The following is a 22,322-nucleotide window of genomic DNA, read 5'->3' as shown; positions in this document are numbered from 1 at the left end:
GGCCTCTTTGCAGAAGGCCGTCAGCTAGGAAGCTCCTATGGCCGGGTCAAGGCGCAAGCGACCTTAAGCCGCCTTCTCGGCCTTTCCGACGCGGGCCATTTCGACCTGGGCGGCCAGGCCGGGGGGCATGTCGCGCTCGGGCACGGCGGCCAGGGCGTTCAGCCGCTCGGCGTTGTCGGCGGCGATGATGATGCTGGCGATGGAGGGCTCGGTCATGGCGTAGGCCAGGCAGATCTCTTCGGCCGTCCAGCCCGGCGTCCGGTGCAGGAAGGCGAAGGTGCCGGCGCCGGCCAGCGGATCGTTCTTGGTTCCGCCGCCAAAGCCGAACAGGCCGCGCTTCTTCTTGCCGCCGGCGGCCTCCAGCGCCTTCTTCTCGCTGGACAGGCTTTCGGGGAAATAATCGTAGGCGAAGATGGCCATGTCGCGCTCGCGCGCCGCGCGGATGCGCGAGCGAATCCGCCAGTCCGAGTTGGCGTGGTAGGGCGTCGCCAGGATGTCGAAGGCGCCGGTCGAGACATAGGCGTCCATGACTTCGCCCTCGCCTGACACGCCCAGCAACTGGACGCGTCCGGTCGCACGCAGGGCCTTGAGCGCGTTCAGGGATGACTGCGGCAACTCATCCTCGCCCGGCTCCTCCAGCAGGGCCATGTCGATCCAGCCCAGGCCGGAAACATGCAGGGCCCGGTCGATGGCGGCGGTCATGCCCTCGGCGGAAAAGTCGCGCTGGGGCCCGCGCCGCCCGTCGCCACGCCCCAGGGTCAGGCTGACTCCGACCAGTTTGCGGTCCAGGTTCGACAGCGCCTGGCCGACCACCTCCGCCAGCACCGGGTCTGCGCTTTCGAGGCGGTAGCTGTTGATGCCAGCCTCCAGCGCGCAATAGATCAACTCTCGGGCCGCGCCGGGACCGCGCGCCAGGGTGTGGGCGCCTAGGCTGAGGGTCAGGTTGGAGACGGCGTTGCCAGAGGCGCCTAGTGGGCGATAGCGCATGTCAGTTTCCTCCCGCAGGGGCCAGGGTCTCCAGCGCCAAGGCGTGCAACTCTCCGCCCATCTGACCCTTCAGCGCGGCATAGACCTTCTGATGCTGGCGCACGCGGGGCAGGCCGGCGAAGGCCTCGGACACGATGCGGGCGCGATAGTGGTCGCCGTCCCCGGCCAGGTCGGTGATCTCGATCTCGGCGTCGGGAAAGGCCTCGACCAGGTGGGCGCGAAGCGTCTCGGCGGACATGGGCATGGGGCGGCTCGTCGAGGTGCGGCGAAGTTTCGCCCCAGCATGGGCCGTAAACCTTAACGCCCGGCTACACCGTCACATCAGGCCCAGCTGCTTGAAGCTGGCCACCCCGTCGCGCCCGACGACCAGATGGTCATGGATGGTGACGTTCAGGGGCCGCGCGGCCTCCACCACCTGTTTGGTCATGTCCACGTCGGCGCGGCTGGGCGTGGGATCGCCCGACGGGTGATTGTGCACCAGGATCAGCGAGCTGGCCGACAGCTCCAGCGCCCGGCGCACCACTTCGCGCGGATAGACCGGCGCATGATCGACCGTGCCGCGGTTCTGCACCTCGTCCAGGATCAGCTGGTTCTTGCGGTCCAAGTCGATCACCCCGAACACGGTTAACAAGCACTGTGCTAAGCTACCAACCGGGAAGGTGGACGGCTCCTACGATTGGGCCGACAACCTTTAGATAGTCAGTTGCTACCCGCCCGATGTGATCCCTAAAGCGATCATCTCGGAGCGGCGCGCGACTTCCGATCAACCACCCTTCGGTCCTTATTCTATCTACCTTCACCTGAAGCATCGCCGAATGAAAACGAGCTTGTTGAAGGATAGCCTCTGATCGAGGCAAGCCGCGCAGAAACGGGTTTGCGCCTATGTCATCTGACCGCCGAAGCTTGAGTCGTCGGATGAACGGGAAAAGCGAGGTTCGCATTCGGATCGCGATCAACCCGTCATGGTCGAGAAGGGGGACAAGGATACCGAGGCTTTCGGCGGGGAGCCGCCGGGCGGCATCGCTATCAAGAATGATGACATCGAAACCCCCAGCGCAATCCAGCAGCCTCCCGGTCTCCAGACTAAGACCTCGGACCGCCGTGGGTCGCTTCCGATCCGCCAGAGCAACCCGAACGATTCGGCGATCCTCCCGCAGCAGCGCGGCAAGACCTGAAACGACTATCTGAAACCGCTTCGCAGATGCTGGACTGATAGCGTCCATCAGTGTGCGCCAACACCGTCAGGTAGATGTCCCTTGTCGTGCTTGCCAACCTTGTCGATCAAAGTCTGGCTCGCCTCGTTCATCCCAATGAGATTCACGACGGCACCCTGACGCCGGTATCGGAACACAACTTTGTCCACGGCCGCCACACCGGTCAAATCCCAAAGGTGCGCTCCGGTCATGTCGATCTCGACTTCCACAGGATGGCCGTGGTGTTCGAATGCTGCGGTGAACACATCAGCGGATGCGAAGAACAGTTGACCGAGAACGCGGTAGCGAAGCACGCCCTCGGCGTCGGTTGGGATGTTCTCAACCACTATGGTCTTTCCCACCTTCCGCATGAAGAAGATCGCAGACAGTAGGACGCCCAACACCACGCCCTTGGAGAGGTCGTGCGTCGCCACGACGGTCGCCGTTGTCGCGATCATGACGACCGACGATTGGATCGGCGTTGAGCAGAGACTTTTGATTGAACCCCAGTCGAAGGTGCCGATAGCGACCATGATCATGACGGCGACGAGCGCGGCCATTGGGATTTGGGCGACCCAATCCTGAAGGACGAGAATCAGGAACAGAAGGAACAGGCCAGCCCACAGCGAAGATAATCTGCCGCGCGCGCCGGAAGTGACGTTGATGATGGATTGGCCAATCATGGCGCAGCCAGCCATGCCGCCGAACAGCGAAGAAGCGATGTTTGCGATGCCTTGGCCCCGCGTCTCACGATCCTTGTCGGAAGGCGTGTCAGTGATGTCGTCAATCAGATTTGCCGTCAGGAGGCTTTCCAATAGACCGACGAATGCCAACGTCGCCGAGATCGGCGCGATGATCATGAACGTATCCCACGTCAGCGGCACGGCTGGGATGTGGAAGGTTGGCAGAGCAGAGGGCATCTGACCCATGTCGCCGACAGTGCGAACATCGAGGCCGCTCCAAATGACGAACCCGCTCAAGAGCACAATGGCGACGAGAGGCGATGGCACGGCTTTCGTGATCCTCGGAAGGCCGTAGATGATGGCGAGCGCGGCCGCTACCAGCGCGAACGTCTGCCAGTTCGCGCCGATGAGTTCGGGAAGCTGGGCGAGGAAGATCAGGATTGCCAGTGAGTTCACGAACCCGGTCATGACCGAACGTGAGACGAACTTGATGTAGCGTCCGAGTTTGAGAAGCCCGACGATGATCTGAAAGACGCCAGTTAGAAGCGACGCGGCGAAGAGGTATTCTACGCCATGGTCACGAACCAGCGTGACCATAAGAAGGGCCATCGCGCCGGTAGCTGCCGAGATCATGGCAGGGCGTCCACCCACGAACGAGATTGTCACTGCGATGATGAAGCTGGCGTAGAGACCGACCGCCGGATCAACGCCAGCGATGATGGAGAAGGCGATGGCTTCTGGGATCAGAGCCAGCGCGACGACGGTCCCGGCGAGCAGTTCGCGACGAGGATTAGCGAGCCATTGCTGGCGCGCGGAAGCAATAATGGACATTGAGTTTTCATCTGGATGAGCCGCATCGCGGCTCGATTTCCTGACGGATTGGCGGTCAGGATAGCCACCGCCCTACTGCGAACAGGAAGCGTGTCCGAGGTGATGTCGGGCTACTTGCCCGCATCACAACGATTACGCAAGTGCGAGATGGAGGATCACTCGTTCAGAGAGCAAAAACAAGTTCCGTAAATCGCACACTAACGGTCCATATAGTGCCGCCGGATTTTGTGGGTGCTATAGGTGGTAGCCGGGAGCCATCACTGCCGCTCCCGTGGGCGACAGCTATAGCAAGCTGCCCTCGCGGAAATTGTGCCACTTTGTATCCGGCAACCCGACCTTCTCCTAAAGGGGTGGGATGTGTGAAGTCGCTTCGACATCGTTTGAAGCCGATCAGACCCAATGCTGATGGTCGCGTTCCTCCTTGTAGGGGCTTTTTTCGCTGCTGCCATTTCCGGTGCCGCAGGGTTCGGCGGCGCGCTTCTGCTGCTGCCGCTTCTGACCCGCACAGTCGGGATCGAACAGGCCGTGCCGATGCTGACCGTCGCCCAGATCATCGGCAACCTGTCGCGCGTTGGGCTGGGCTGGCGGGTCATCGAATGGCGGCCAGCGGCTCTGTTCCTCGGCGCGGCGATCCCGGCGGCCGGGTTGGGTGCGTTAGTCTTCGCCGAACTGCCTACGGCTTTGATCGTGCGCTTTGTGGGCATTGCGATCCTACTGTTCGTCGGCCTTCGTCTGACGGGTGTGCTGAAGTTCCGCGCCAGTCCTCCGGTGCTGATCATAGGCGGCGCCGGGGTCGGCTTCTTGTCGGGTGTCGTCGGGAGCGCAGGGCCTTTGGGCGCGGCGATCTTCCTGTCCCTCGGTCTTCCTCCCGTCGCCTACATCGCGACCGAGGCCGTCACGGCGGTCGGCATTCACCTGACCAAGATCGCGATCTACCAGCAGCAGTTGAGCTTGGGGCGCGCGTTCTGGCCCTTGGCCTTGGGCATGGGCGCGGCGATGTTCGCGGGCACTTGGGCGGCCAAGCGCGTCGTCGAGAAGATGCCCAAAGTGTTGTTCGAACGGGTCGTGAGCTTCCTGCTGATCGCTGTCGCCGTTCAGATGATTATCTGGCCCTGATCCCGATCAACGACGATGACCGGTGGCGCGGCTGCGCCCCTCTTCAGTGCGCCACCAAGCCTCTGGGGCCGAACAGGATCACCCCGGCCCCCACAAGACAGAGGGCGGCTCCAAGCACGTCCCAGCGGTCAGGACGGGCGCCCTCAATCATCCAGAGCCATGCCAGCGACGCGACGATGTAGACCCCGCCGTAGGCGGCATAGGCTCGACCCGCCATGTCGGCCTCAACTCGGGTGAGCAGGTAGGCGAACAGAACGAGGAGAGCCACCCCCGGCGCGAGCAACCAAATGGACTTGTCGAGACGGAGCCATGCCCAAAAGGCAAAGCATCCCGCGATCTCTGCGAACGCGGCCAGAATGTAGAGAAGGATGGTCATAGGCACCTTCTCTAAAATGGCGGCGGGCGATCAGCGAGACGTTTTCATCCCCATCTCTGGTCGTCTCGCTACCCAAAATGGGTCGCGGCTCCAGACTTTTTGAAGCGGGCCGTATAGCCTGCGGGTATGGCACCTCCCGTTTCTCTGCAATCCTACCTCGATCATACCTGCCAACGCTCTGACGTAGGCGACGCGATCCGCGATATCGCCGCTGCCTGTGCGGAGATCAGCGCGCTCATCCGGCTGGGGATGCTGAACGGCCATCGTGGTCTGGCTGGTGGCGTGAATATTCAAGACGAAGCCCAGCAGAAGCTTGATGTGATTTCGGACAAGGTTATCGCAAAGGCTCTCACTTCATCTCCCTCGGTTGCTGGCTTTGCTTCTGAGGAGAGGGAGTCTATCCAAACCACTGGCCGAACGGGCGGGGTGCTGGTGTTCTTCGACCCCCTCGATGGCTCAAGCAATATCGACGTGAACGTGTCGGTCGGCACCATCTTCTCGATAATGGATGCGCCAATCTTGGAGGTTCCTAACCTTGCCCACTTCCTCCGGTCGGGCCGACACCAACTGGCAGCAGGCTACGCCATCTATGGCCCTCAAACCGAACTCGTCCTGACGATAACCGACGCGGTTGTAGCTTTCACGCTCGATGCCCACGGCGTCTGGACTCAGACTCAGAGCGATATTTCGGTTCCTTTTGAGACAAGGGAATTTGCAATAAACATGTCGAATCAACGACATTGGTCAACGACCACGCAGGATTACATTGGCGAGTGCTTGATGGGGCGTGAGGGGCCTCGGGGCAAAGATTTCAATATGCGTTGGGTGGGTTCGATGGTGGCCGACGTTCATCGCATCCTGATGCGGGGGGGAGTCTTCCTCTATCCTTGGGACCGCCGAGAACCGCTTAGGCCCGGCAAGTTGCGGCTGCTTTATGAAGGTGCCCCGATGGCTCTTCTGATTGAACGCGCGGGTGGCCTATCCACGACGGGGGATCGCTCTGTTTTGGATGTCGTGCCGAGCAGTCTTCATGAGCGTGTCGCCGTGATCCTTGGTTCGGCCGATGAAGTGCAGCGGCTGACTGGGGAGGGCAAAGAGGCCGTCCAGTCGCATCCAGAGCCTTCAATCGTTCTGTAGAACACACTCTACCGGTCCAGATACAGCAACCGGAACTGCTCGCGCGGTTCGTGCTGCAGGGCGACGCGCACATAGGCCACCAGCGCGCTCCACGAGGAGATCACCGGCCGCTTGGCCGCCGGCTCGCGCGCGATGCGCCGCGTGACGTCGAAGATCAGCTGCAGATCCAGCGCAACGGCGCGCGTCGCCTTGCCGGGCTGATAGCCCATCGAGCGCGCGACCTGATCCTCGACCGCTTCGTGGCTGGCCGCGCCTATCCCCTCCAACCCGCCGAAGCGCGCCAGCAGATCCTTGGCCAGCGGCTTGGTGTCCTTGTACGGCACGCTACGGAACAGCAGCAGCTCCAGCAGCTCATAGTCGGGCAGGGCGTCCAGCCCGCCCTTGGCCGCCCGCTCACGCAGCCGGTCCCGGTGGCCGGAATGGCGGGGCGGCGTCCTGGGCGCAATGTCCGTCAAATCCCTCTCCCGCGCGGTCCTCGCGCAGGCGAGCATCCGATCCGATGCAACATTGCGTTGCGGACCGAACAGAGATCAAGGGGCGCGGATCAGTTCGGGCGGAATAGTCCCGCCGGCGAGGCGGTGAAGATTTCGATGCCGTCTTCGGTGACGCCGATGGTGTGCTCGCACTGGGCCGACAGGGATTTGTCGCGAGTGACCGCCGTCCAACCGTCGGACAGCACCTTCACCGCCGGCTTGCCGAGGTTCACCATCGGCTCGACGGTGAAGAACATGCCCGGCTTCAGCACCGCGCCCTCACCGCGACGGCCGTAGTGCAGGACGTTGGGGCTGTCGTGGAACAGCCGGCCGATCCCGTGACCGCAGAAGTCGCGCACCACGCTCATGCGCTGGGCTTCGACGTATTTCTGGATGGCGTAGCCGATGTCGCCGAAGGTGTTTCCGGGCTTCACCTGCTCAAGACCCAGGCGCAGGGATTCATAGGTCACGTCGACCAGCTTCCTGGCCCGCGCATTGATGTTTCCGACCGCATACATCCGGCTGGAATCGCCATGCCAGCCGTCCACGATGACAGTGTGGTCGATGTTGACGATGTCGCCGTCCTTCAGGACGCGGTCGCCGGGAATGCCGTGGCAGACGACGTGGTTGATCGAGGTGCAGACGGTCTTCTCATAGCCCTTGTAGCCCAGGCAGGCGGGCAGGCCGCCGTTGTCCAGGGTGAACTCGCGCACCAGGTCGTCGATCTGGCCCGTGGTCACGCCCGGCTGAACGTGGGCGGCGATCATGTCCAGCGCCTCGGCCACCAGGCGGCCGGCGCGGCGCATGCCCTCGAAGCCCTCGGCGTCATGGACGCGGATGGCGTGCGAACGGGTGAAGGTCTCGGTGTCCAGATCCTGGCTCTCGTACATATCGGCTCTCGGGGCGGCTTTTGGCGGGCGGCGAAGCCCCGTCAGATGGTCAGTCTAGCACGGAAGCTCAACCCCGGCGACGCGGCCGCAGGACTAGGCTATCGGTTCGGCATGTCTGCACCGCCCACCGCCGCCGTCTTGATCATCGGCGATGAAATCCTGTCCGGCCGCACCCAGGACACCAATCTGAGCACCCTAGCCCGCTTCCTCGGCGCCCTGGGGATCGACGTGCTTGAGGCCCGCGTCGTCGGCGACCGCGAAGGTCAGATCGTCGAGGCGCTGAACACCCTACGGGCCGCCCACGACTATGTCTTCACCACCGGCGGCATCGGGCCGACGCATGACGACATCACCGCCGACTGCGTTGCCAAGGCTTTTGGCGTCGCCCTGCCGGAACATCCCGAGGCAGTGGCCATCCTGGAGCGGCGCTATGGCGACGACTTCAACGTCGCGCGGCGTCGCATGACGCGCATTCCGCAGGGCGGGACGCTGATCGCCAATCCGGTGACCGACGCGCCGGGCTTCCAGATCGGCAATGTCTTCGTCATGGCGGGCGTGCCCAAGATCATGCAGGCCATGCTCGAGGACGTAGCTCCGCGTCTGCGCACCGGCGCGGTAGTGCACGCCGTGACGCTGCGTGTGGCGGGCGTGGGCGAGGGGGCGGTGGCGGACGTCCTGGGCCAGGCGGCGCGCGCGCGGCGCGACCTCAGCTTCGGCAGCTACCCGTTCGGCCACGGCTCGGTCGGCGAGATCGGGACCCAGCTGGTGGTGCGCGGACGCGACGCGCCGGCGGTGGAAGAGGCTGTGGGCGAACTGACCGCAGCCCTGACGGTTCAGGGGATCAGCGTCAGCCGGCTATGAGCCTGGCAGGCGGCTGGTCTGACGCAGGGCTTCGAACAGGGCGATGCCGGCGCTGACCGACAGGTTCAGCGACCGCGCCTCGGGCCTCAGGGGAATCACCACCCGCGCATCGGCGGCCTCGTGGACATGGTCGGGCGCGCCCGCATCCTCGCGGCCGAACAGCAGCACGTCGTCGGGTTGAAACACGAAGTCGGGCAGCGACACGGCGCCGCGCGTCGTGAACAGCACCAGCCGCCCCGCGCCGCGATCGCGCTGGAAGGCGTCCCAGTCCGCATGGCGGCGCATATGGCTCAAGGGGCCGTAATCCAGCGCCGCACGCTTCATCGCCCGGTCGTCGAAGGCGAAGCCGGTGGGTTCGATGATGTTCAATTCGACCCCGAAACAGGCGCTCAGACGGATGCAGGCGCCGACGTTCTGGGGAATGGCCGGTTGAAAAAGGGCGAGACGCATTCTAAGGCCCTCATACGCGCGGCCCGGGGGCTTGTCGCGGCCTAAATTGCGACCGTTTCGCAAGTGGCGTCAGCCGCTTGCATTGATGGGCGCGGCGCGGGCCGGGACGGTGCTCCAGCAAGGTCCGCAGATGTTTCGTGCCGTTCCGGCAGGCGTCCCTTTCGACGCCTCCACGGCGTTGATGAGGTGAGACGTGGCCGAATCGGTCGTTCATCCTGAAGGCGAAGGGCCCGAAGCCACGCGCCGGGACTTCATTCATATCGCCGCGGGAGCCGCCGCCGTCGGCGCCGGCGCCATGGCCGTCTGGCCGCTGATCAATCAGATGAACCCGGCGGCCGACACCCTGGCCCTGGCGTCGATCGAATTCGACCTGACCAAGGTCCAGGAAGGCCAGCAGGTCGTTCTGAAGTGGCAGGGCAAGCCGGTGTTCGTGCGCTATCGCACCCCGGCCGAGGTTCAGCGTGTCGCCGCCGAAGGCGCCGTGGGCAGCCCGCCGGAAACCGATGAAGCCCGCACCAAGCCCGGCCACGAGCCTTATCTGGTCGTGATCGGCTCCTGCACCCACCTAGGCTGCGTGCCCACCTTCAACGCCGGCGAGTTCGGCGGCTGGTTCTGCCCCTGCCACGGCTCGCACTACGACGCCTCGGGCCGGATCCGTAAAGGCCCCGCGCCGCTGAACCTGGTGGTTCCGACTTACGACTACGTCTCCGACACCCGCGTGCGGATCGGCTGAGGACGGACGCGAGACACATGAGCGATCACGAGAGCACCTACGTTCCCAAGACCGGCGTCGAGAAGTGGCTGGACAGCCGTCTTCCGATCGTCCGCTTCGGCGCCGACTACATGTCGCTGCCGACTCCCAAGAACCTGAACTACTGGTGGACCTTCGGCGGCATACTGGCCTTGTGCCTGGTGACGCAGATCGTCACCGGCATCGTTCTGGCCATGCACTATGTGCCGCACGTCGACATGGCCTTCGCCTCGGTCGAGCGCATCATGCGTGACGTCAACGGCGGCTGGCTGATCCGCTACGTCCACGCCAACGGGGCCTCGATGTTCTTCATCGCGGTCTATCTGCACATGCTGCGGGGGCTGTACTACGGCTCCTACAAGGCGCCGCGCGAGATGATCTGGATCGTCGGCTGCCTGATCTTCTTCCTGATGATCGCCACCGCCTTCCTTGGCTACGTTCTGCCCTGGGGTCAGATGTCCTTCTGGGGCGCCGAGGTGATCACCAACCTGATCGGGGCGGTGCCCTTCGTCGGCGAGCCGATCCTGATCTGGCTGCGCGGCGGCCCGGCCATCGACAACGCCACGCTGAACCGCTTCTTCTCGCTGCACTATCTGCTGCCGTTCGTCATCGCCGGCTGCGTGGTGCTGCACCTGTGGGCCCTGCACCACGCCGGTCAGAACAACCCCGTCGGCATCCTGATCCCCAAGGATCGCGCCAAGAAGGACATGGTCCCGTTCCACCCGTACTTCACGGTCAAGGACGGCTTCGCGATCATCCTGTTCCTGATCCTGTTCGCGATCTTCGTCTTCTTCATGCCGAACGCCCTGGGCCACGCCGACAACTACATCCCGGCCAACCCGCTGCAGACGCCGGCGCACATCGTGCCCGAGTGGTACATGCTGCCCTTCTATGCGGTGCTGCGCGCGGTGCCGGACAAGTTCGGCGGGGTGGTCGCCATGTTCGCGGCGATCGGCGTGCTGTTCATCCTGCCCTGGCTGGATACGTCCAAGGTGCGTTCGATGCGCTACCGGCCGACGATGAAGACCTTCTTCATCATCTTCCTGTTCGTCTGCTTCGGCCTCGGCTGGTGCGGAGCCCAGCTGCCGGACGCCCCGGTGATCGGCAACTTCACGACCTTCACCCTGATCGACGGCGACCTGAACACCTATCTGTGGGCCACGCGCTTCCTGACGATCTACTACTTCGCCTTCTTCCTGATCATCATGCCGGTGGTCGGACTGAGGGAGAAACCGTTGCCGATACCCGCGACCATATCCGAGCCGGTCCTGCCGGGCTCCGACCCTGTCGCCGCCGAGAAGGTCTGAGCGCGATGACTGTCACCAAAACCGCTTCGACCATGCGCAAGATCATCGTCTCCCTCGTGGCCGCCGCCGGCGTGCTGGCGGTCTCGGCCCCGGCCATGGCCGCCGGCGCCGCCAAGCACCCGCGTCACGCCGGCTTCAGCTTCGAAGGTCCCTTCGGCACCTTCGATCAGGGCCAGCTGCAGCGCGGCTACAAGGTCTATCGCGAGGTCTGCGCGTCCTGCCACGGCATGGACATGCTGTATTTCCGCAACCTGGGCGACAAGCACGGGCCGTTCTGGAACTCCAGCTACCCGAACCCGAACGACAACCCGGTCGTGAAGGCCCTGGCGGCCGAGGCCCAGATCGCTGACATCGACAGCGAGACCGGCGAAGCCATGATGCGCGACGGCACGACCGCTGACCGCTTCCCCAACCCCTATCCGAACGCCACGGCCGCGGCCGCCGCGAACGGCGGGGCGCATCCGCCGGACCTCTCGGTCATGGCCAAGGCGCGCCATGACGGCGCCAACTACATCTACTCGCTGCTGTCGGGCTATGTTGACCCGCCCGCGGGCCTGCAGATGGCCCCTGGCCAGCACTACAATCCCTATATGGCTGGCGACATGACGCCCTTCTGGGAAGGCGAGGGCCCCGTCCCCTACGGCGGTTTCATCGCCATGCCCAATCCGCTTGCGGCCGGTCAGGTCACCTACGACGACGGGACCGAAGCCACCGTGGATCAGATGTCCAAGGACGTCGCCGCCTTCATCGCCTGGTCGTCGGAGCCCCGCATGGTCGAGCGCAAGCAGGCCGGGATTGGCGTGCTGATCTTCCTGTTCCTGTTCGCGGGCCTGACCTACGCCAGCTACCGCCGCATCTGGAAGGGCGTGGCGCACTAGCCAACCCCGACCGCTGAACGATCAACCCGCCGGAGCCCGCTCCGGCGGGTTTTTCGTGCCCGTAGCGCATCGACAGGGGAGGAAAACGGGCTAGGGTCGCAGCCTCGTCTTCGCCGTCCGTGAGGGTCCTCATGCGTTTCACCGTCGCCGCCTTGGCGTCCAGTCTGCTGCTGGCGGCCTGCGCCACCGGCCCCGGATCGGGCCAGTCGCCCGCCTTCGACGCCGCACGCCTGTCCGAGCACGCCCGCATCCTGTCCGACGACAGCTTCGAGGGCCGCGGCATCGCCACGCCGGCCGAGGACAAGGTGGTCGCCTATCTGAGCGAACAGTACGCGGCGGCCGGCTTCCAGCCTGGTGGCGAGAATGGCGGCTGGACCCAGGACGTGACGCTGAACCGCTTCACCTCCTCGAACGCGCGTGGTCGTCTGACGGTCGGCGGCTGGTCACAGGACCTGACCCAGGGCCGCGAGGCCGTGTTCTCGACCCGCCTGCCGGGCGCCTCGGTGAATCTGACGAACGCGCCGCTGGTCTTCGTCGGCTATGGCGTGAAGGCGCCCGAGCGCCAGTGGGACGACTTCAAGGGCCAAGACATGCGGGGCAAGATCCTTGTCGTCCTGGTCAACGACCCCGATTTCGAACAGCCCGAGCTGAACACCTTCAACGGCCGGGCCATGACCTACTACGGCCGCTGGACCTACAAGTACGAGGAAGCCGCGCGCCAGGGGGCCGCGGGCGTCCTGATCGTCCATGAAACGGCCCCGGCCTCCTACGGGTGGCAGACGGTCAACAATTCCTGGTCGGGCCCGCAGTTCGACATCCTGCGCCAGAACGCCTCGGCCGAACGGATTCCGCTGGAAGGTTGGATCCAGCGCGATCTGGCGGTCGAACTGTTCCGCCGCGCCGGCCAGGACTTCGAGCAGCTGAAGGTCCAGGCGCGCAGCCGCGACTTCCAGCCGGTCGCCCTGGCGAACGCCACGCTGGACGCCAGCATGGACGTGGCCACCTCGCAGATCACGACGCGCAACGTCATCGCCCGCCTGCCGGGCCGTACTCATCCGGACGAGACCATTCTTTACACCGCCCACTGGGACCACATCGGCGTGGGCGATCCCGACGAGACCGGCGACCGCATCTTCAACGGCGCGGTGGACAACGCCACGGGCACGGCCGGCCTGCTGGAGCTGGCCCGTGTCTTCGCCGCCGGGCCGCGTCCCGAGCGATCGATTGTGATGATCAGCTTCACCGCCGAGGAAAGCGGCCTGCTGGGCTCGGAATATTACGCCGCCAACCCGATCTATCCGCTGGAGACGACCGCGGGCGGCTTCAACGTCGACTCCATGAATGTCTACGGCCGCACCGTGTCGGTCAGCTCCGTGGGCCAGGGCCAGAGCGAACTGGACGAGCGCGTCGCGGCGGCCGCGGCGGCGCAGGGTCGAACCGTCGCGCCCGACAGCGGCGCGGGCGGCGGCTACTTCCGCTCGGACCACTTCCCCTTGGCCAAGCGAGGCGTGCCTATGGCCTACACCGGATCGGCGGGCGACTTCCGTGACGAGCCGATCGCCCAGCGCCAGGCGGCGCGGCAGGAATACGGGGCCAACCGCTATCATCAGGCCGCCGACGAATGGTCCGCCGACTGGGATCTGAGCGGGCAGGTCGAGGATCTGCAACTGATCCACGACCTGGGCTTGGCCCTGGCCAACAGCCGTGACTGGCCGGGCTGGAAGCCGGGTTCGGAGTTCGGCCCGGCGCGTGAGGTCAGCGCCGCCGCACGCCGCTGATCCAAGAGCGAACATGACGAAAAAGTAAGGGGCGGGGTCAGGCGGCCTCGCCCTAGAAGGTTTGCGGCCGCTTATCGCCCCGGAGACCGACGTCATGCCCCGCACCACCTTCGCCCGCCGTCTCAGCGCCGGCGCCGCCGCCGTCGCCCTGCTGTTCGCCGCCGGCGCGGTCTCGGCCCAGGACTTCTCGGCCCAGCGCATTGGCGACGAAATCCGCACCATCAGCGCCGACGACTTTCAGGGCCGCTATCCGGGCACCGAGGGCGAGCGCAAGACGCTGGCGTTCCTGCAAGCCCAGTACGAGGCCATGGGGCTCGAGCCCGGCGGCCCGAACGGTCAGTGGCTGCAGCCCATCGACCTGAAACGCTTCACCCCCGTCGAGGGCTCGACGTCGGCCAGCTGGAGCGGACCGGACGGCGCCGCCAAGGCCCTGACGCCGGGCGCCGACATCAATCTGCGGGCCGTATCGAACGATGGCCGCGCCGCGATCGAGAACGCCGGCCTGATCTTCGCCGGCTATGGGATCAGCGCGCCCGAGCGCAACTGGGACGACTATGGCGGCGTCGATGTCACTGGCAAGATCGTCCTGGTCCTGGCGGGCGAGCCTGACGGCGAGCTGTTCAACGGCGCCTACGCCACCAACTATCAGTCCGCCGCTTACAAGGCCGATGAGGCCAAGCGCCGGGGCGCCGTCGGCGTCATCACCGTGGTCGACGCGGGCGCGGGCGACGCCGCCTGGACGCGCCAGGCCCAGTTCAACGCTCGCCAGCGCACCATGACGCCGGGCGCGGCCGATCTGGAGTTCACGGGCGCGATCAACCGCGACACGGCGCAGGCGCTGGGCGCGGCCGCGGGGCTGGACCTGGCGGCTCTGCGCGCCCAGGCGGCGTCGGGCCAGTTCAAGGCGACGGCGCTCGAGGGGGTCACCCTGTCGGTCGCGACGGCCGAGACCATCGACAGCCTGCGTACCCACAACCTGCTGGCCCGCATCCCCGGCACGGCGCGGCCGAACGAGAGCATCGTCTATTCTGCCCACTGGGATCACGTCGGCGTCAACGAGGATGCGCCCGGCGACGACAAGATCTTCAACGGCGCCTGGGACAACGCCTCGGGCACCATCGGCGTGCTGGAGATGGCGCGCCAGCTGAAGGCCGCCGGGCCGGCCGAGCGCAGCTTCGTCTTCGCCCACATGGCGGCCGAGGAGATGGGCCTGCTGGGCGCCTACGCCTATGCCGCCGATCCGGTCTGGCCGCTGGAGACGACGGTGGCGAACATCAACATCGACATGCTGCCCCTGTCGCCCTCGACCCGCGACGTGGCCATCTTCGGCAAGGGCCAGAACGAGCTGGAGGACCGGCTGGCCGTGCTGGCGGAGGCGCAAGGCCGCTACGTCACCGACGACCGCCAGCCGGAGCAGAACTTCTACTATCGCTCGGACCACTTCCCCTTCGCTCGCGCCGGCGTGCCGGCCCTGATGCCGTGGCACGGCGTGGACTGGGTCGAGGGCGGACGCGAGGCGGGCCTGGCGGCCTGGCAGGCCAAGTTCGCCGCCGACTATCACCGTCCCAGTGACGAGTGGTCGGCCGACTGGGACCTGACCTCGGCAGTCGAGAACCTGACGCTGTTCTATCGCTTGGGCCTGGAACTGGCCAACAGCAGCGACTGGCCGGGCTGGAAGCCGACGTCCGAGTTCGGTCAGGTGCGGGCACGCTCGGACGAGGCGCGCCGGTAGGGCGAACCGGCGTCGATCCCAGGCGTTCGGCAAGGATGAGATCGCTTATCCCCGCCCTGTCCATTCTGCTGCTTGCCGGCGCCTGCGGCGAGCGCACCGACGTCAATCCGCCGACCGAGCCTGCTCGTCCGCTTGAACGGGGATCGACCGCGCCATCGGCCGGTCCCTCCTCGGTGCCGGCGAACCTGCCGGGCGCCGGGCCGGCCAACTTCGTCGGGCGCTGGTCGGCGGATGTCGCTTGGTGCGCTGCGCCGCAGGGGGATCAGCATCCCATCGAGATCAGCACGACGCGGTTCGAGGGCTATGAGAACAGCTGCGACATCACGCGCATCGATCAGCGCGACGGCGGCTATGAGGCCGCTCTGAGCTGCGTGGCCGAGGGCCAAACATCAAATGAGCGCGTGCGCATGGTGGTCGAGGATCAGACCATGACCCTCACCTACCTGGACCGGGGCCGCCGCCAGGTCGCCCTGACCCGCTGTACGACCCTGGCTGACACTCCCCGGATCACGGCCGCGCCCAAGCGATAGCGGCGGCGGCCGCAGGCTTCAGGTGTTGAAGAGGAAGTGTAGGACGTCGCCATCCTTGACGACATAGGGCTTGCCCTCGGCGCGCATCTTGCCGGCGGCCTTGGCGCCGCTTTCGCCTTTCAGCGCGACATAGTCGTCATAGGCGATGGTCTCGGCGCGGATGAAGCCCTTCTCGAAATCCGTGTGGATCACGCCGGCCGCCTGGGGGGCCGTGGCGCCCACGGGAATGGTCCAGGCGCGGGCTTCCTTGGGGCCTACGGTGAAGTAGGTTTGCAGGCCCAGCAGGCTGTAGGCGCCGCGGATCAGGCGGTTCAAGCCCGGCTCCTCCAGGCCCAGGGTCTCCAGAAACTCCGCCTGTTCAGCGTCGTCCAGAACGGCGATCTCCGACTCGATCTGGGCGGAGATCACGACCGTCTCGGCGTTGTCCGCCTTGGCGCGTTCGGCGACCTGGGCTGACAGTTCATTGCCCTTGTCGGCCGAGGCCTCCTCGACGTTGGCGACGTAGAGGGCGGGCAGGGCGGTCAGCAGTTGCAGCATGTCCCAGGCCTTGCGGTCCTCCTTGGACACCTCGGCCAGACGCGCGGGCTTGCCGGCGTTCAGCTGGGCCAGGGCCAGGTCGATCAGCTTCAGATTCAGCTGGCTTTCCTTGTCGCCGCCCTTGGCGCGCTTCTCGGTCTGGACGCGGCGACGTTCCAGGCTCTCCAGGTCGGCCAGCATCAGCTCAGTCTCGATGATCTCGAGGTCGGCGATCGGATCGATGCGGTTCTCGACGTGGGTGATGTCGTCGTCCACGAAGCAGCGGGCGACAAAGGCCACGGCGTCGCAGTCACGGATGTTGGCCAGGAACTGGTTGCCCAGGCCCTCGCCCTTCGACGCGCCGCGCACCAGGCCGGCGACGTCCACGAAGGTGATGCGGGCGGGGATGATCTCCTTGGAGCCCGCGATCTCGGCCAGCACGTTCAGTCGCGCCTCGGGCACGGCCACGTCGCCGGTGTTCGGCTCGATCGTGCAGAACGGATAGTTGGCCGCCTGGGCCGCCGCCGTCTTGGTCAGGGCGTTGAACAGGGTGGACTTGCCGACGTTGGGCAGGCCGACGATCGCGACTTTCAGAGCCATGGTGTTCCTTGAAGCCGCTGCGGCGGCCGGTGTGATCTATGGTCGGGCGTCAGGCCGCGGGAGCAGGAACCGCCGCCGGCGCGGGCGCGACCGGCTCTCGGACCTGGGCCTGGACGGTGACGTCCGGAGCGTTCTGGAACACCAGCGTCAGTTCGGCGGTCTCGCCGGCCGCCAGGGGCTGGCTGAGATCCATCAGCATCAGGTGCTCAGCGCCGGGGCGGAGGGTCACGGTGCGGCCGGCGGGCAGCTCAAGCCCGTCGGGCAGGACGCCCATCCGCATCATGTCGCCCTCGGTGCGCATCTCGTGGATCTGGATGTCATCGCTGACGGGCGAGCGGACGTCTACGAGACGGTCCTTCCTCTGCGCGGTCAGACTGACATAGCAGGCGCCGACGGCGACGCCGTTCGGCGTGGGGCGGCACCAGGCCTCGGTGACGGCTACGGCGGCGCCGGTTTTTTCGACGTCCTGCTCGGTCGTCGGCGTCGCGGCGTCGCGACCGCAGGCCGACAGGGCCAGACCGGCCAGGGCGACAGGCAGGATACGGGACAGGGACATCGATCGGCTCCTCGTCGTCACTCGCCGCGCGCGGCCTGGCGCGGACTGAATTTGGGGGCCGGGGCCAGACGCATGACCTCGGCCTGATAGCGTTCGTCGTCGCCGGCGACCGCGAAGGGCAGGGCGTCGGCGCAGGCGTTCAGCATCGCCTCCAGCCAACCAAGCTCGGCCTTATGGAAGTCGCCCAGCACGTGCGGCATGACAAGGTGTTTCTCGCCCGGATGGCCGATTCCCATGCGCGCGCGGCGAAAATCAGGCCCCAGCTGGCTTATCAGCGACCGGACGCCGTTCTGACCGGCAGCCCCGCCGCCCAGCTTCATGCGGAAACGCCCGGGCGCCAGGTCGATCTCGTCGTGAAAGACGATCACCTGCGAGGGATCGACCTTGTAGAAGCGCGCGGCCTCGCCGACGGCGCGACCGCTCTCGTTCATATAGGTCTGGGGCTTCATCAGCAGGACGCGCTGCGCGCCAGCGGGCGTCTGGACCTCGCCCTCGGCCACGACGGACTGGAACTTCGCGCGCGCGGCGCCGAAGCGCCAGCGGTCGGCGATGGCGTCAGCCGCCATGAAGCCGATGTTGTGGCGGTTGTTCTGATATTTCGGGCCGGGGTTACCCAGGCCGGCGATGATGATCATGGCCCCTCCGAAAAAGAAACGGCCCCGTCCGTCGCCGGAGGGGCCGTCTCGAAACAGTCAGCCTTCGGGCGATCAGCCTTCGGACTTTTCGCCCTCGGCGGCGGCCTCTTCGCCGTCGGCCTGCTCGGTGGCGGGCACTTCATCGGCGGCGGCGGCTTCAGCCTCGGCGGCCTCGGCGTCGGCGGCTTCGTCGGCGGCTTCGGACAGGGCGGCCGACGAGACCTTGATCGAGGCGATCATGAAGTCGCGGTCGGTGATGGTCGGCTCGACGCCCTTGGGCAGCTTGATGTCCGAGATGCGGATCGAATCGCCCAGCTTGTGGCCGGCCAGATCGACGACCAGGTCTTCCGGAATGTGGTCGGCGCGGACCGAGATCTCGACGGTGTGGCGAACGATTTCCAGCGAACCGCCCTGACGGAAAGCCTTGCACTCATCCTGATTGATGAAGTGAACCGGCACTTCGATCTTGATGGTCTGCTTCTCGTCGACGCGCATCAGGTCGAAGTGCATCGGACGGTCCGAGACCGGATCGAACTGCACATCGCGGGCGATGACCGGCTGGGTCTCGTCGCCGTACTTCAGCGTGACCAGGTGGCCCAGCAGCTTGCCGGTGTACAGGTTCTTGCGGAAGTCCTTCTCGTTAACCGAGATGGCCACCGGGGCCTTGTCGCCGCCGTACAGGATGCCGGGCACCATGCCGGCGCGACGCGCGGCGCGGGCGCCGCCGGTGCCTACGCCGTCACGGACGTCGACGTTCAGAATGATCTCGGCCATCTGGCTCGCCTCAACAACAGAAAACGCCGCGCCAACGAAAGGGCCCGCGCGGCGGGGTGTTCACCCTCGAATTCAAGAGCGCGGGCTATTACACGCATCAGCGGCGGGGCGCAACCGCCCCGCCCAGATACGCGCTCAGTTCGCCGCCGGCGCAGGCGTGGCCGGGGCGGCGGACGCCACGGCGGCGGTCGGAAGCGTCACGCTGATCGGCTGCAGACGGGTCGGCGCCGGACCGGCGGCCTGGGCCACGCAGGTTCCAAGATCGCGAGCGACGTGACGGCCGGCGCAGAAGATGTCCTCATAACTGGGACGCGAGGCCGCCAGGCACTGGAACAGCATCAGCTTGGACATGGTCAGGCAGGATTCGCTGTTCAGCTCGACCTGCAGGGCGTCGGTGTTGACCCGCGCGTTGTCGCCGGCCGCGCCAAGCGCCGCCAGAGCCGCCAAGGCCAGCGAACGAACCGTGGCCGGCGTATAGGGCGGGGCTCCGGTGGCCGATGTCACGCCAAGACCCGTTCCGCTGTGAGCCGCGGCGAACAGGCGCGCCGATTCCTCGGCCGAGGGCAGCAGGTCGTCTTCCGACAGGACCTTGACGCGCGCCAGGCGATCCTCGCGGTTGGCCACGTGCGCTATCGCCCAGCGCCGGCGAGGGTCGTTGCGCTCCTGGATCGTATAGGCGTCGTTCTCGATCGCCTCGGCGATGGCGGTCATGGCGATGGCGTCGCCGCCCAGAACGTCCGAGATCAGGCCTGCGGCCGAGGCTGCGCCGGGGAAGGTGGCGGCGTAGGCGGGGTCGGCGATGATCCGGTTGACGATCTCCTGACGCTGGGTCGGATCGGCCGCATAGGTGCGCACGCCGGCCACGAACTCCGGCGACTGCAGGGCTAGAATGGCGCCATAGGCGATCATGCCGCGCGACAGCTGCGGCGCGTCATAGGCTGCGCCCTTGCGCAGCGCGGACTGGATGGATTCCGCATCGGCGAACGGCGCCGACAGGGTGCGCGCCTCGCGCATGAAGGTGACGTATATTGAGGCGGCCTGCGCCACGCTGTCGTTCAGCGACACGGCGGGCGGCGGCGGCGGCGGCGGCGGTGCGGGGGGCGCTTCAGGCTCCGGCGTGGAGCAGGCGGCGAGCACGGCGGCGGCGGCGAAGGCGGCTGCGGTAAGACCGCGGCGCAGCGTTTCGTGGCGCATGGAGGCGTCCCTCATAGGTAATCTCGGCGCGGCCGCGCCGGGCACTTGATAGAGGCGCTTATATCGCGGCCGGAATGGTTATTCGATGGTTAATCGAACAGCTTCGAGACCGATTCTTCGTTCGCGATCCGACGGATAGCTTCTCCAATCAGCGGAGCCACTGAAACGCGACGGATTTTTGAGCAGTTCAAAACTTCGTCAGGCTGCTCGATGGAGTCGGTGATCACCAGTTCCTTCAGCGGACCGCCGGCCACGCGGCTGACCGCCGGGCCCGAGAGGACGCCGTGGCTGATGTAGGCCGAAACCTCGACCGCGCCGCGATCGATCAGGGCGCGCGCCGCGTTCACCAGGGTGCCGCCGGAATCCACGATGTCGTCGAACAGGATGCAGCGGCGGCCTTCGACGTCGCCGATGATATTCATGACCTCGCTCTCCCCCGCACGGGGGCGGCGCTTGTCGACGATGGCCAGATCCGCGTCCAGGCGCTTGGCCAGAGACCGTGCGCGCACCACGCCGCCGACGTCGGGCGACACCACCATCAGCTCGGCGCCCTTGGCGTAGTGCTGCTTGATGTCGCGCGCCAGAACCGGCGTGGCGACCAGATTATCCGTGGGGATGTCGAAGAACCCCTGAATCTGACCGGCGTGCAAATCCATGGTCAGAACCCGATCTGCGCCCGCGCGTGTTACTAGATTGGCCACCAGCTTGGCCGAGATCGGCGTGCGCCCGTCCGTCTTTCGATCCTGACGCGCATAGCCGTAGTAGGGCATCACCGCCGTGATCCGCTTGGCCGACGCCCGCACAAGGGCGTCGATCATGATCAGCAGCTCCATCAGATTGTCGTTGGCCGGATAGGAGGTCGATTGGATCACGAAGACGTCCTCGCCGCGGACGTTCTCCTCGATCATGGCGAAGACCTCGTTGTCGGCGAAGCGTTTCACCTGAGCGCGCGTCAACGGCATGTCCAGATGATCGGCGATGGCCTGGGCCAGGGTCCGGTTGGAATTGCCTGCGAGCAGTTTCATGGCCGGTCATCCTTTCGCCGTCATCGCTGCCAATGACGGTGAGCTCTTCCTGCGGCGCTCTTTATGCAGCGGCCGGGGCGACGTCCACCCGCGCGGCGCGGTTTTCCGCCCGCCTTGGCGTGATCGTCCCGGCGGTGCTAGAGATCGCCGCTCATCGTCGGAGGCGTCCCGGCGACAGGTCACGAGGTTCTCGCTTGCGCTCTTCCAAGTCCGTCGTTTCGGTCGCGGTTCTGACCATGGTCGTCGTCATGGGCGTCTCGGCCTGTTCGGGCACGCGCAACAGGACCAAGCTGGCCTACGAAGAGCGTCCGGTCGAGCTGCTCTACAATACCGGCTATCAGCGGCTGGAGAGCCGGCGCTGGTCCGACGCGGTCGATTACTTCCAGGAAGTCGAACGACAGCACCCCTATTCGGAATGGGCGCGTCGGGCGATCCTGATGCAGATCTACGCCCACTATCAGAATGGGGCCTACACCGACGCCATCGCCGCGTCCGACCGCTTCATCCAGCTGTTCCCGGGCAATCCCTCGGCGGCCTACGCCTTCTACATGCGCGCGGTCTGCAACTTCGAGCAGATCGTCGATGTGGGTCGCGACCAGGCCTATTCCGAGGCGGCCCTGTTGGGGCTGCGCGACGTGATCCGCCGCTATCCCGGCACCCCTTACGCCACCGACGCCCGCGTCAAGATCGACATGGTCAACGACCAGCTGGCCGGCAAGGAAATGAACATCGGCCGCTATTATCAGCGCGCCAACCAGCCCCTGGCGGCCGTGAACCGCTACAAGGCGGTGATCGACAATCAGGACTTCCAGCGCACGTCGCATACGGCAGAGGCCCTGTATCGCCTGGTCGAGGTCAATCTGATGATGGGCCTGACCGAAGAGGCGACGCGCAATGGCGCGGTGCTGGGCCACAACTATCCGGGCAGCCCCTGGTACGCCGAGGCCTATGCGCTTCTGGCCCAGCGCGGGCAGACGCCCGAGGTGGCGCCGACCGGACAGCGCGAAAGCTGGCTGCGTCGGATCATTCCGGGCTGAACATAGCTAGGA

Annotated in this window: 22 protein-coding genes, 3 pseudogenes and 1 other annotated feature; of the genes and pseudogenes, 11 read left to right on the top strand and 14 right to left on the bottom strand. The window is 65.9% G+C overall.

Going from position 1 to position 22,322, the window contains the following annotated elements; translation table 11 throughout:
- Positions 1-63 precede the first annotated feature (63 nt).
- The 3 genes and pseudogenes from ACK4I0_RS05635 to ACK4I0_RS05625 all read right to left on the bottom strand — a co-directional run.
- Positions 64-987, bottom strand: coding sequence for an aldo/keto reductase (locus ACK4I0_RS05635; protein ID WP_409608845.1), 924 nt, complete (start codon positions 985-987; stop codon positions 64-66).
- A 1-nt stretch (position 988) separates the two neighbouring features.
- The gene (locus tag ACK4I0_RS05630) at positions 989-1,231 is read right to left on the bottom strand and encodes a BolA family protein (protein ID WP_409608843.1); all 243 of its coding nucleotides are present in this window, start codon (positions 1,229-1,231) and stop codon (positions 989-991) included.
- Between the two features lie 72 nt (positions 1,232-1,303).
- A pseudogene (locus tag ACK4I0_RS05625) lies at positions 1,304-1,606 on the bottom strand (RadC family protein); the annotation flags it as partial.
- Between the two features lie 343 nt (positions 1,607-1,949).
- On the opposite strand from ACK4I0_RS05625, the gene ACK4I0_RS05620 reads away from it, so the two are divergent.
- Entirely contained in the window at positions 1,950-2,162 is a 213-nt protein-coding gene (locus ACK4I0_RS05620; RefSeq protein ID WP_409608841.1) for a hypothetical protein, read from the top strand.
- 47 nt (positions 2,163-2,209) lie between these two features.
- On the opposite strand, the gene ACK4I0_RS05615 is transcribed toward ACK4I0_RS05620, so the two are convergent.
- Positions 2,210-3,688: a SulP family inorganic anion transporter gene (locus tag ACK4I0_RS05615; RefSeq protein WP_409609016.1), complete on the bottom strand. Its 1,479-nt coding sequence runs from the start codon at positions 3,686-3,688 to the stop codon at positions 2,210-2,212.
- 40 nt (positions 3,689-3,728) lie between these two features.
- Positions 3,729-3,793 (bottom strand) — a sequence feature (sul1 is cis-regulatory element that is thought to sense ions involved in sulfur or methionine metabolism; They are found in Alphaproteobacteria).
- A gap of 300 nt (positions 3,794-4,093) precedes the next feature.
- On the opposite strand from ACK4I0_RS05615, the gene ACK4I0_RS05610 reads away from it, so the two are divergent.
- Complete coding sequence (locus ACK4I0_RS05610; protein WP_409608839.1) at positions 4,094-4,810, top strand: sulfite exporter TauE/SafE family protein; 717 nt, start codon at positions 4,094-4,096, stop codon at positions 4,808-4,810.
- Between the two features lie 43 nt (positions 4,811-4,853).
- Here the strand turns inward: ACK4I0_RS05610 and ACK4I0_RS05605 are convergent, their stop codons facing one another.
- The gene (locus ACK4I0_RS05605; RefSeq protein ID WP_409608837.1) at positions 4,854-5,186 is read right to left on the bottom strand and encodes a YnfA family protein; all 333 of its coding nucleotides are present in this window, start codon (positions 5,184-5,186) and stop codon (positions 4,854-4,856) included.
- A 126-nt stretch (positions 5,187-5,312) separates the two neighbouring features.
- Between ACK4I0_RS05605 and ACK4I0_RS05600 the strand changes: the two genes are divergently transcribed.
- On the top strand, positions 5,313-6,323 hold the full coding sequence (locus ACK4I0_RS05600) for a class 1 fructose-bisphosphatase (protein WP_409608835.1): 1,011 nt from the start codon (positions 5,313-5,315) through the stop codon (positions 6,321-6,323).
- Between the two features lie 11 nt (positions 6,324-6,334).
- Here the strand turns inward: ACK4I0_RS05600 and ACK4I0_RS05595 are convergent.
- Both ACK4I0_RS05595 and map read right to left on the bottom strand, forming a co-directional pair.
- Positions 6,335-6,814, bottom strand: a pseudogene (locus ACK4I0_RS05595) (hypothetical protein); the annotation flags it as partial.
- Positions 6,815-6,867: 53 nt separating this feature from the next.
- The gene (gene map / locus ACK4I0_RS05590) at positions 6,868-7,686 is read right to left on the bottom strand and encodes a type I methionyl aminopeptidase (protein ID WP_409608833.1); all 819 of its coding nucleotides are present in this window, start codon (positions 7,684-7,686) and stop codon (positions 6,868-6,870) included.
- 111 nt (positions 7,687-7,797) lie between these two features.
- On the opposite strand from map, the gene ACK4I0_RS05585 reads away from it, so the two are divergent.
- Entirely contained in the window at positions 7,798-8,547 is a 750-nt protein-coding gene (locus ACK4I0_RS05585) for a competence/damage-inducible protein A (protein WP_409608831.1), read from the top strand.
- Here ACK4I0_RS05585 and ACK4I0_RS05580 read toward each other — a convergent pair.
- Entirely contained in the window at positions 8,542-8,997 is a 456-nt protein-coding gene (locus tag ACK4I0_RS05580) for a tRNA (cytidine(34)-2'-O)-methyltransferase (RefSeq protein WP_409608829.1), read from the bottom strand. The two genes, ACK4I0_RS05585 and ACK4I0_RS05580, sit on opposite strands and share 6 nt — an antisense overlap.
- A gap of 193 nt (positions 8,998-9,190) precedes the next feature.
- Between ACK4I0_RS05580 and petA the strand changes: the two genes are divergently transcribed.
- The 6 genes from petA to ACK4I0_RS05550 all read left to right on the top strand — a co-directional run bounded on the left by petA (position 9,191) and on the right by ACK4I0_RS05550 (position 15,973).
- A complete protein-coding gene (gene petA, locus ACK4I0_RS05575) occupies positions 9,191-9,730 on the top strand; it encodes a ubiquinol-cytochrome c reductase iron-sulfur subunit (protein ID WP_409608827.1) in 540 nt (179 codons plus the stop codon).
- A gap of 17 nt (positions 9,731-9,747) precedes the next feature.
- Complete coding sequence (locus tag ACK4I0_RS05570) at positions 9,748-11,055, top strand: cytochrome b (RefSeq protein WP_409608825.1); 1,308 nt, start codon at positions 9,748-9,750, stop codon at positions 11,053-11,055.
- 5 nt (positions 11,056-11,060) lie between these two features.
- A complete protein-coding gene (locus ACK4I0_RS05565) occupies positions 11,061-11,933 on the top strand; it encodes a cytochrome c1 (RefSeq protein ID WP_409608823.1) in 873 nt (290 codons plus the stop codon).
- Between the two features lie 131 nt (positions 11,934-12,064).
- A complete protein-coding gene (locus ACK4I0_RS05560; RefSeq protein ID WP_409608821.1) occupies positions 12,065-13,711 on the top strand; it encodes a M28 family metallopeptidase in 1,647 nt (548 codons plus the stop codon).
- A gap of 94 nt (positions 13,712-13,805) precedes the next feature.
- Entirely contained in the window at positions 13,806-15,443 is a 1,638-nt protein-coding gene (locus ACK4I0_RS05555) for a M28 family peptidase (protein ID WP_409608819.1), read from the top strand.
- Between the two features lie 35 nt (positions 15,444-15,478).
- Positions 15,479-15,973, top strand: a complete 495-nt coding sequence (locus ACK4I0_RS05550; RefSeq protein WP_409608817.1) for a hypothetical protein — start codon at positions 15,479-15,481, stop codon at positions 15,971-15,973.
- A gap of 18 nt (positions 15,974-15,991) precedes the next feature.
- Here the strand turns inward: ACK4I0_RS05550 and ychF are convergent, their stop codons facing one another.
- From ychF to ACK4I0_RS05520, 6 genes and pseudogenes are all read right to left on the bottom strand, one after another.
- Positions 15,992-17,089 carry a redox-regulated ATPase YchF gene (ychF, locus tag ACK4I0_RS05545; RefSeq protein WP_409608815.1) on the bottom strand — a complete coding sequence of 366 codons (1,098 nt, stop codon included), beginning with the start codon at positions 17,087-17,089 and terminating at the stop codon, positions 15,992-15,994.
- A 49-nt stretch (positions 17,090-17,138) separates the two neighbouring features.
- The gene (locus ACK4I0_RS05540; protein WP_409608813.1) at positions 17,139-17,645 is read right to left on the bottom strand and encodes a copper chaperone PCu(A)C; all 507 of its coding nucleotides are present in this window, start codon (positions 17,643-17,645) and stop codon (positions 17,139-17,141) included.
- Positions 17,646-17,662: 17 nt separating this feature from the next.
- A complete protein-coding gene (gene pth / locus ACK4I0_RS05535; protein WP_409608811.1) occupies positions 17,663-18,280 on the bottom strand; it encodes an aminoacyl-tRNA hydrolase in 618 nt (205 codons plus the stop codon).
- Between the two features lie 180 nt (positions 18,281-18,460).
- Positions 18,461-19,054: pseudogene (locus ACK4I0_RS05530) on the bottom strand (50S ribosomal protein L25/general stress protein Ctc); the annotation flags it as partial.
- A 135-nt stretch (positions 19,055-19,189) separates the two neighbouring features.
- Positions 19,190-20,263 (bottom strand): hypothetical protein, encoded by a 1,074-nt coding sequence (locus tag ACK4I0_RS05525; protein ID WP_409608809.1) that lies wholly within the window; start codon positions 20,261-20,263, stop codon positions 19,190-19,192.
- 74 nt (positions 20,264-20,337) lie between these two features.
- A complete protein-coding gene (locus tag ACK4I0_RS05520; protein ID WP_409608807.1) occupies positions 20,338-21,273 on the bottom strand; it encodes a ribose-phosphate pyrophosphokinase in 936 nt (311 codons plus the stop codon).
- Positions 21,274-21,467: 194 nt separating this feature from the next.
- On the opposite strand from ACK4I0_RS05520, the gene ACK4I0_RS05515 reads away from it, so the two are divergent.
- Entirely contained in the window at positions 21,468-22,310 is an 843-nt protein-coding gene (locus tag ACK4I0_RS05515; RefSeq protein WP_409608805.1) for an outer membrane protein assembly factor BamD, read from the top strand.
- Positions 22,311-22,322: the final 12 nt, after the last annotated feature.

Source organism: Brevundimonas sp., assembly GCF_046295775.1.
Classification (GTDB): Bacteria; Pseudomonadota; Alphaproteobacteria; order Caulobacterales; family Caulobacteraceae; genus Brevundimonas.
The sequence above is the reverse complement of the archived record's forward strand: the minus strand, read 5'-3'. Positions and strand labels throughout refer to the sequence as shown.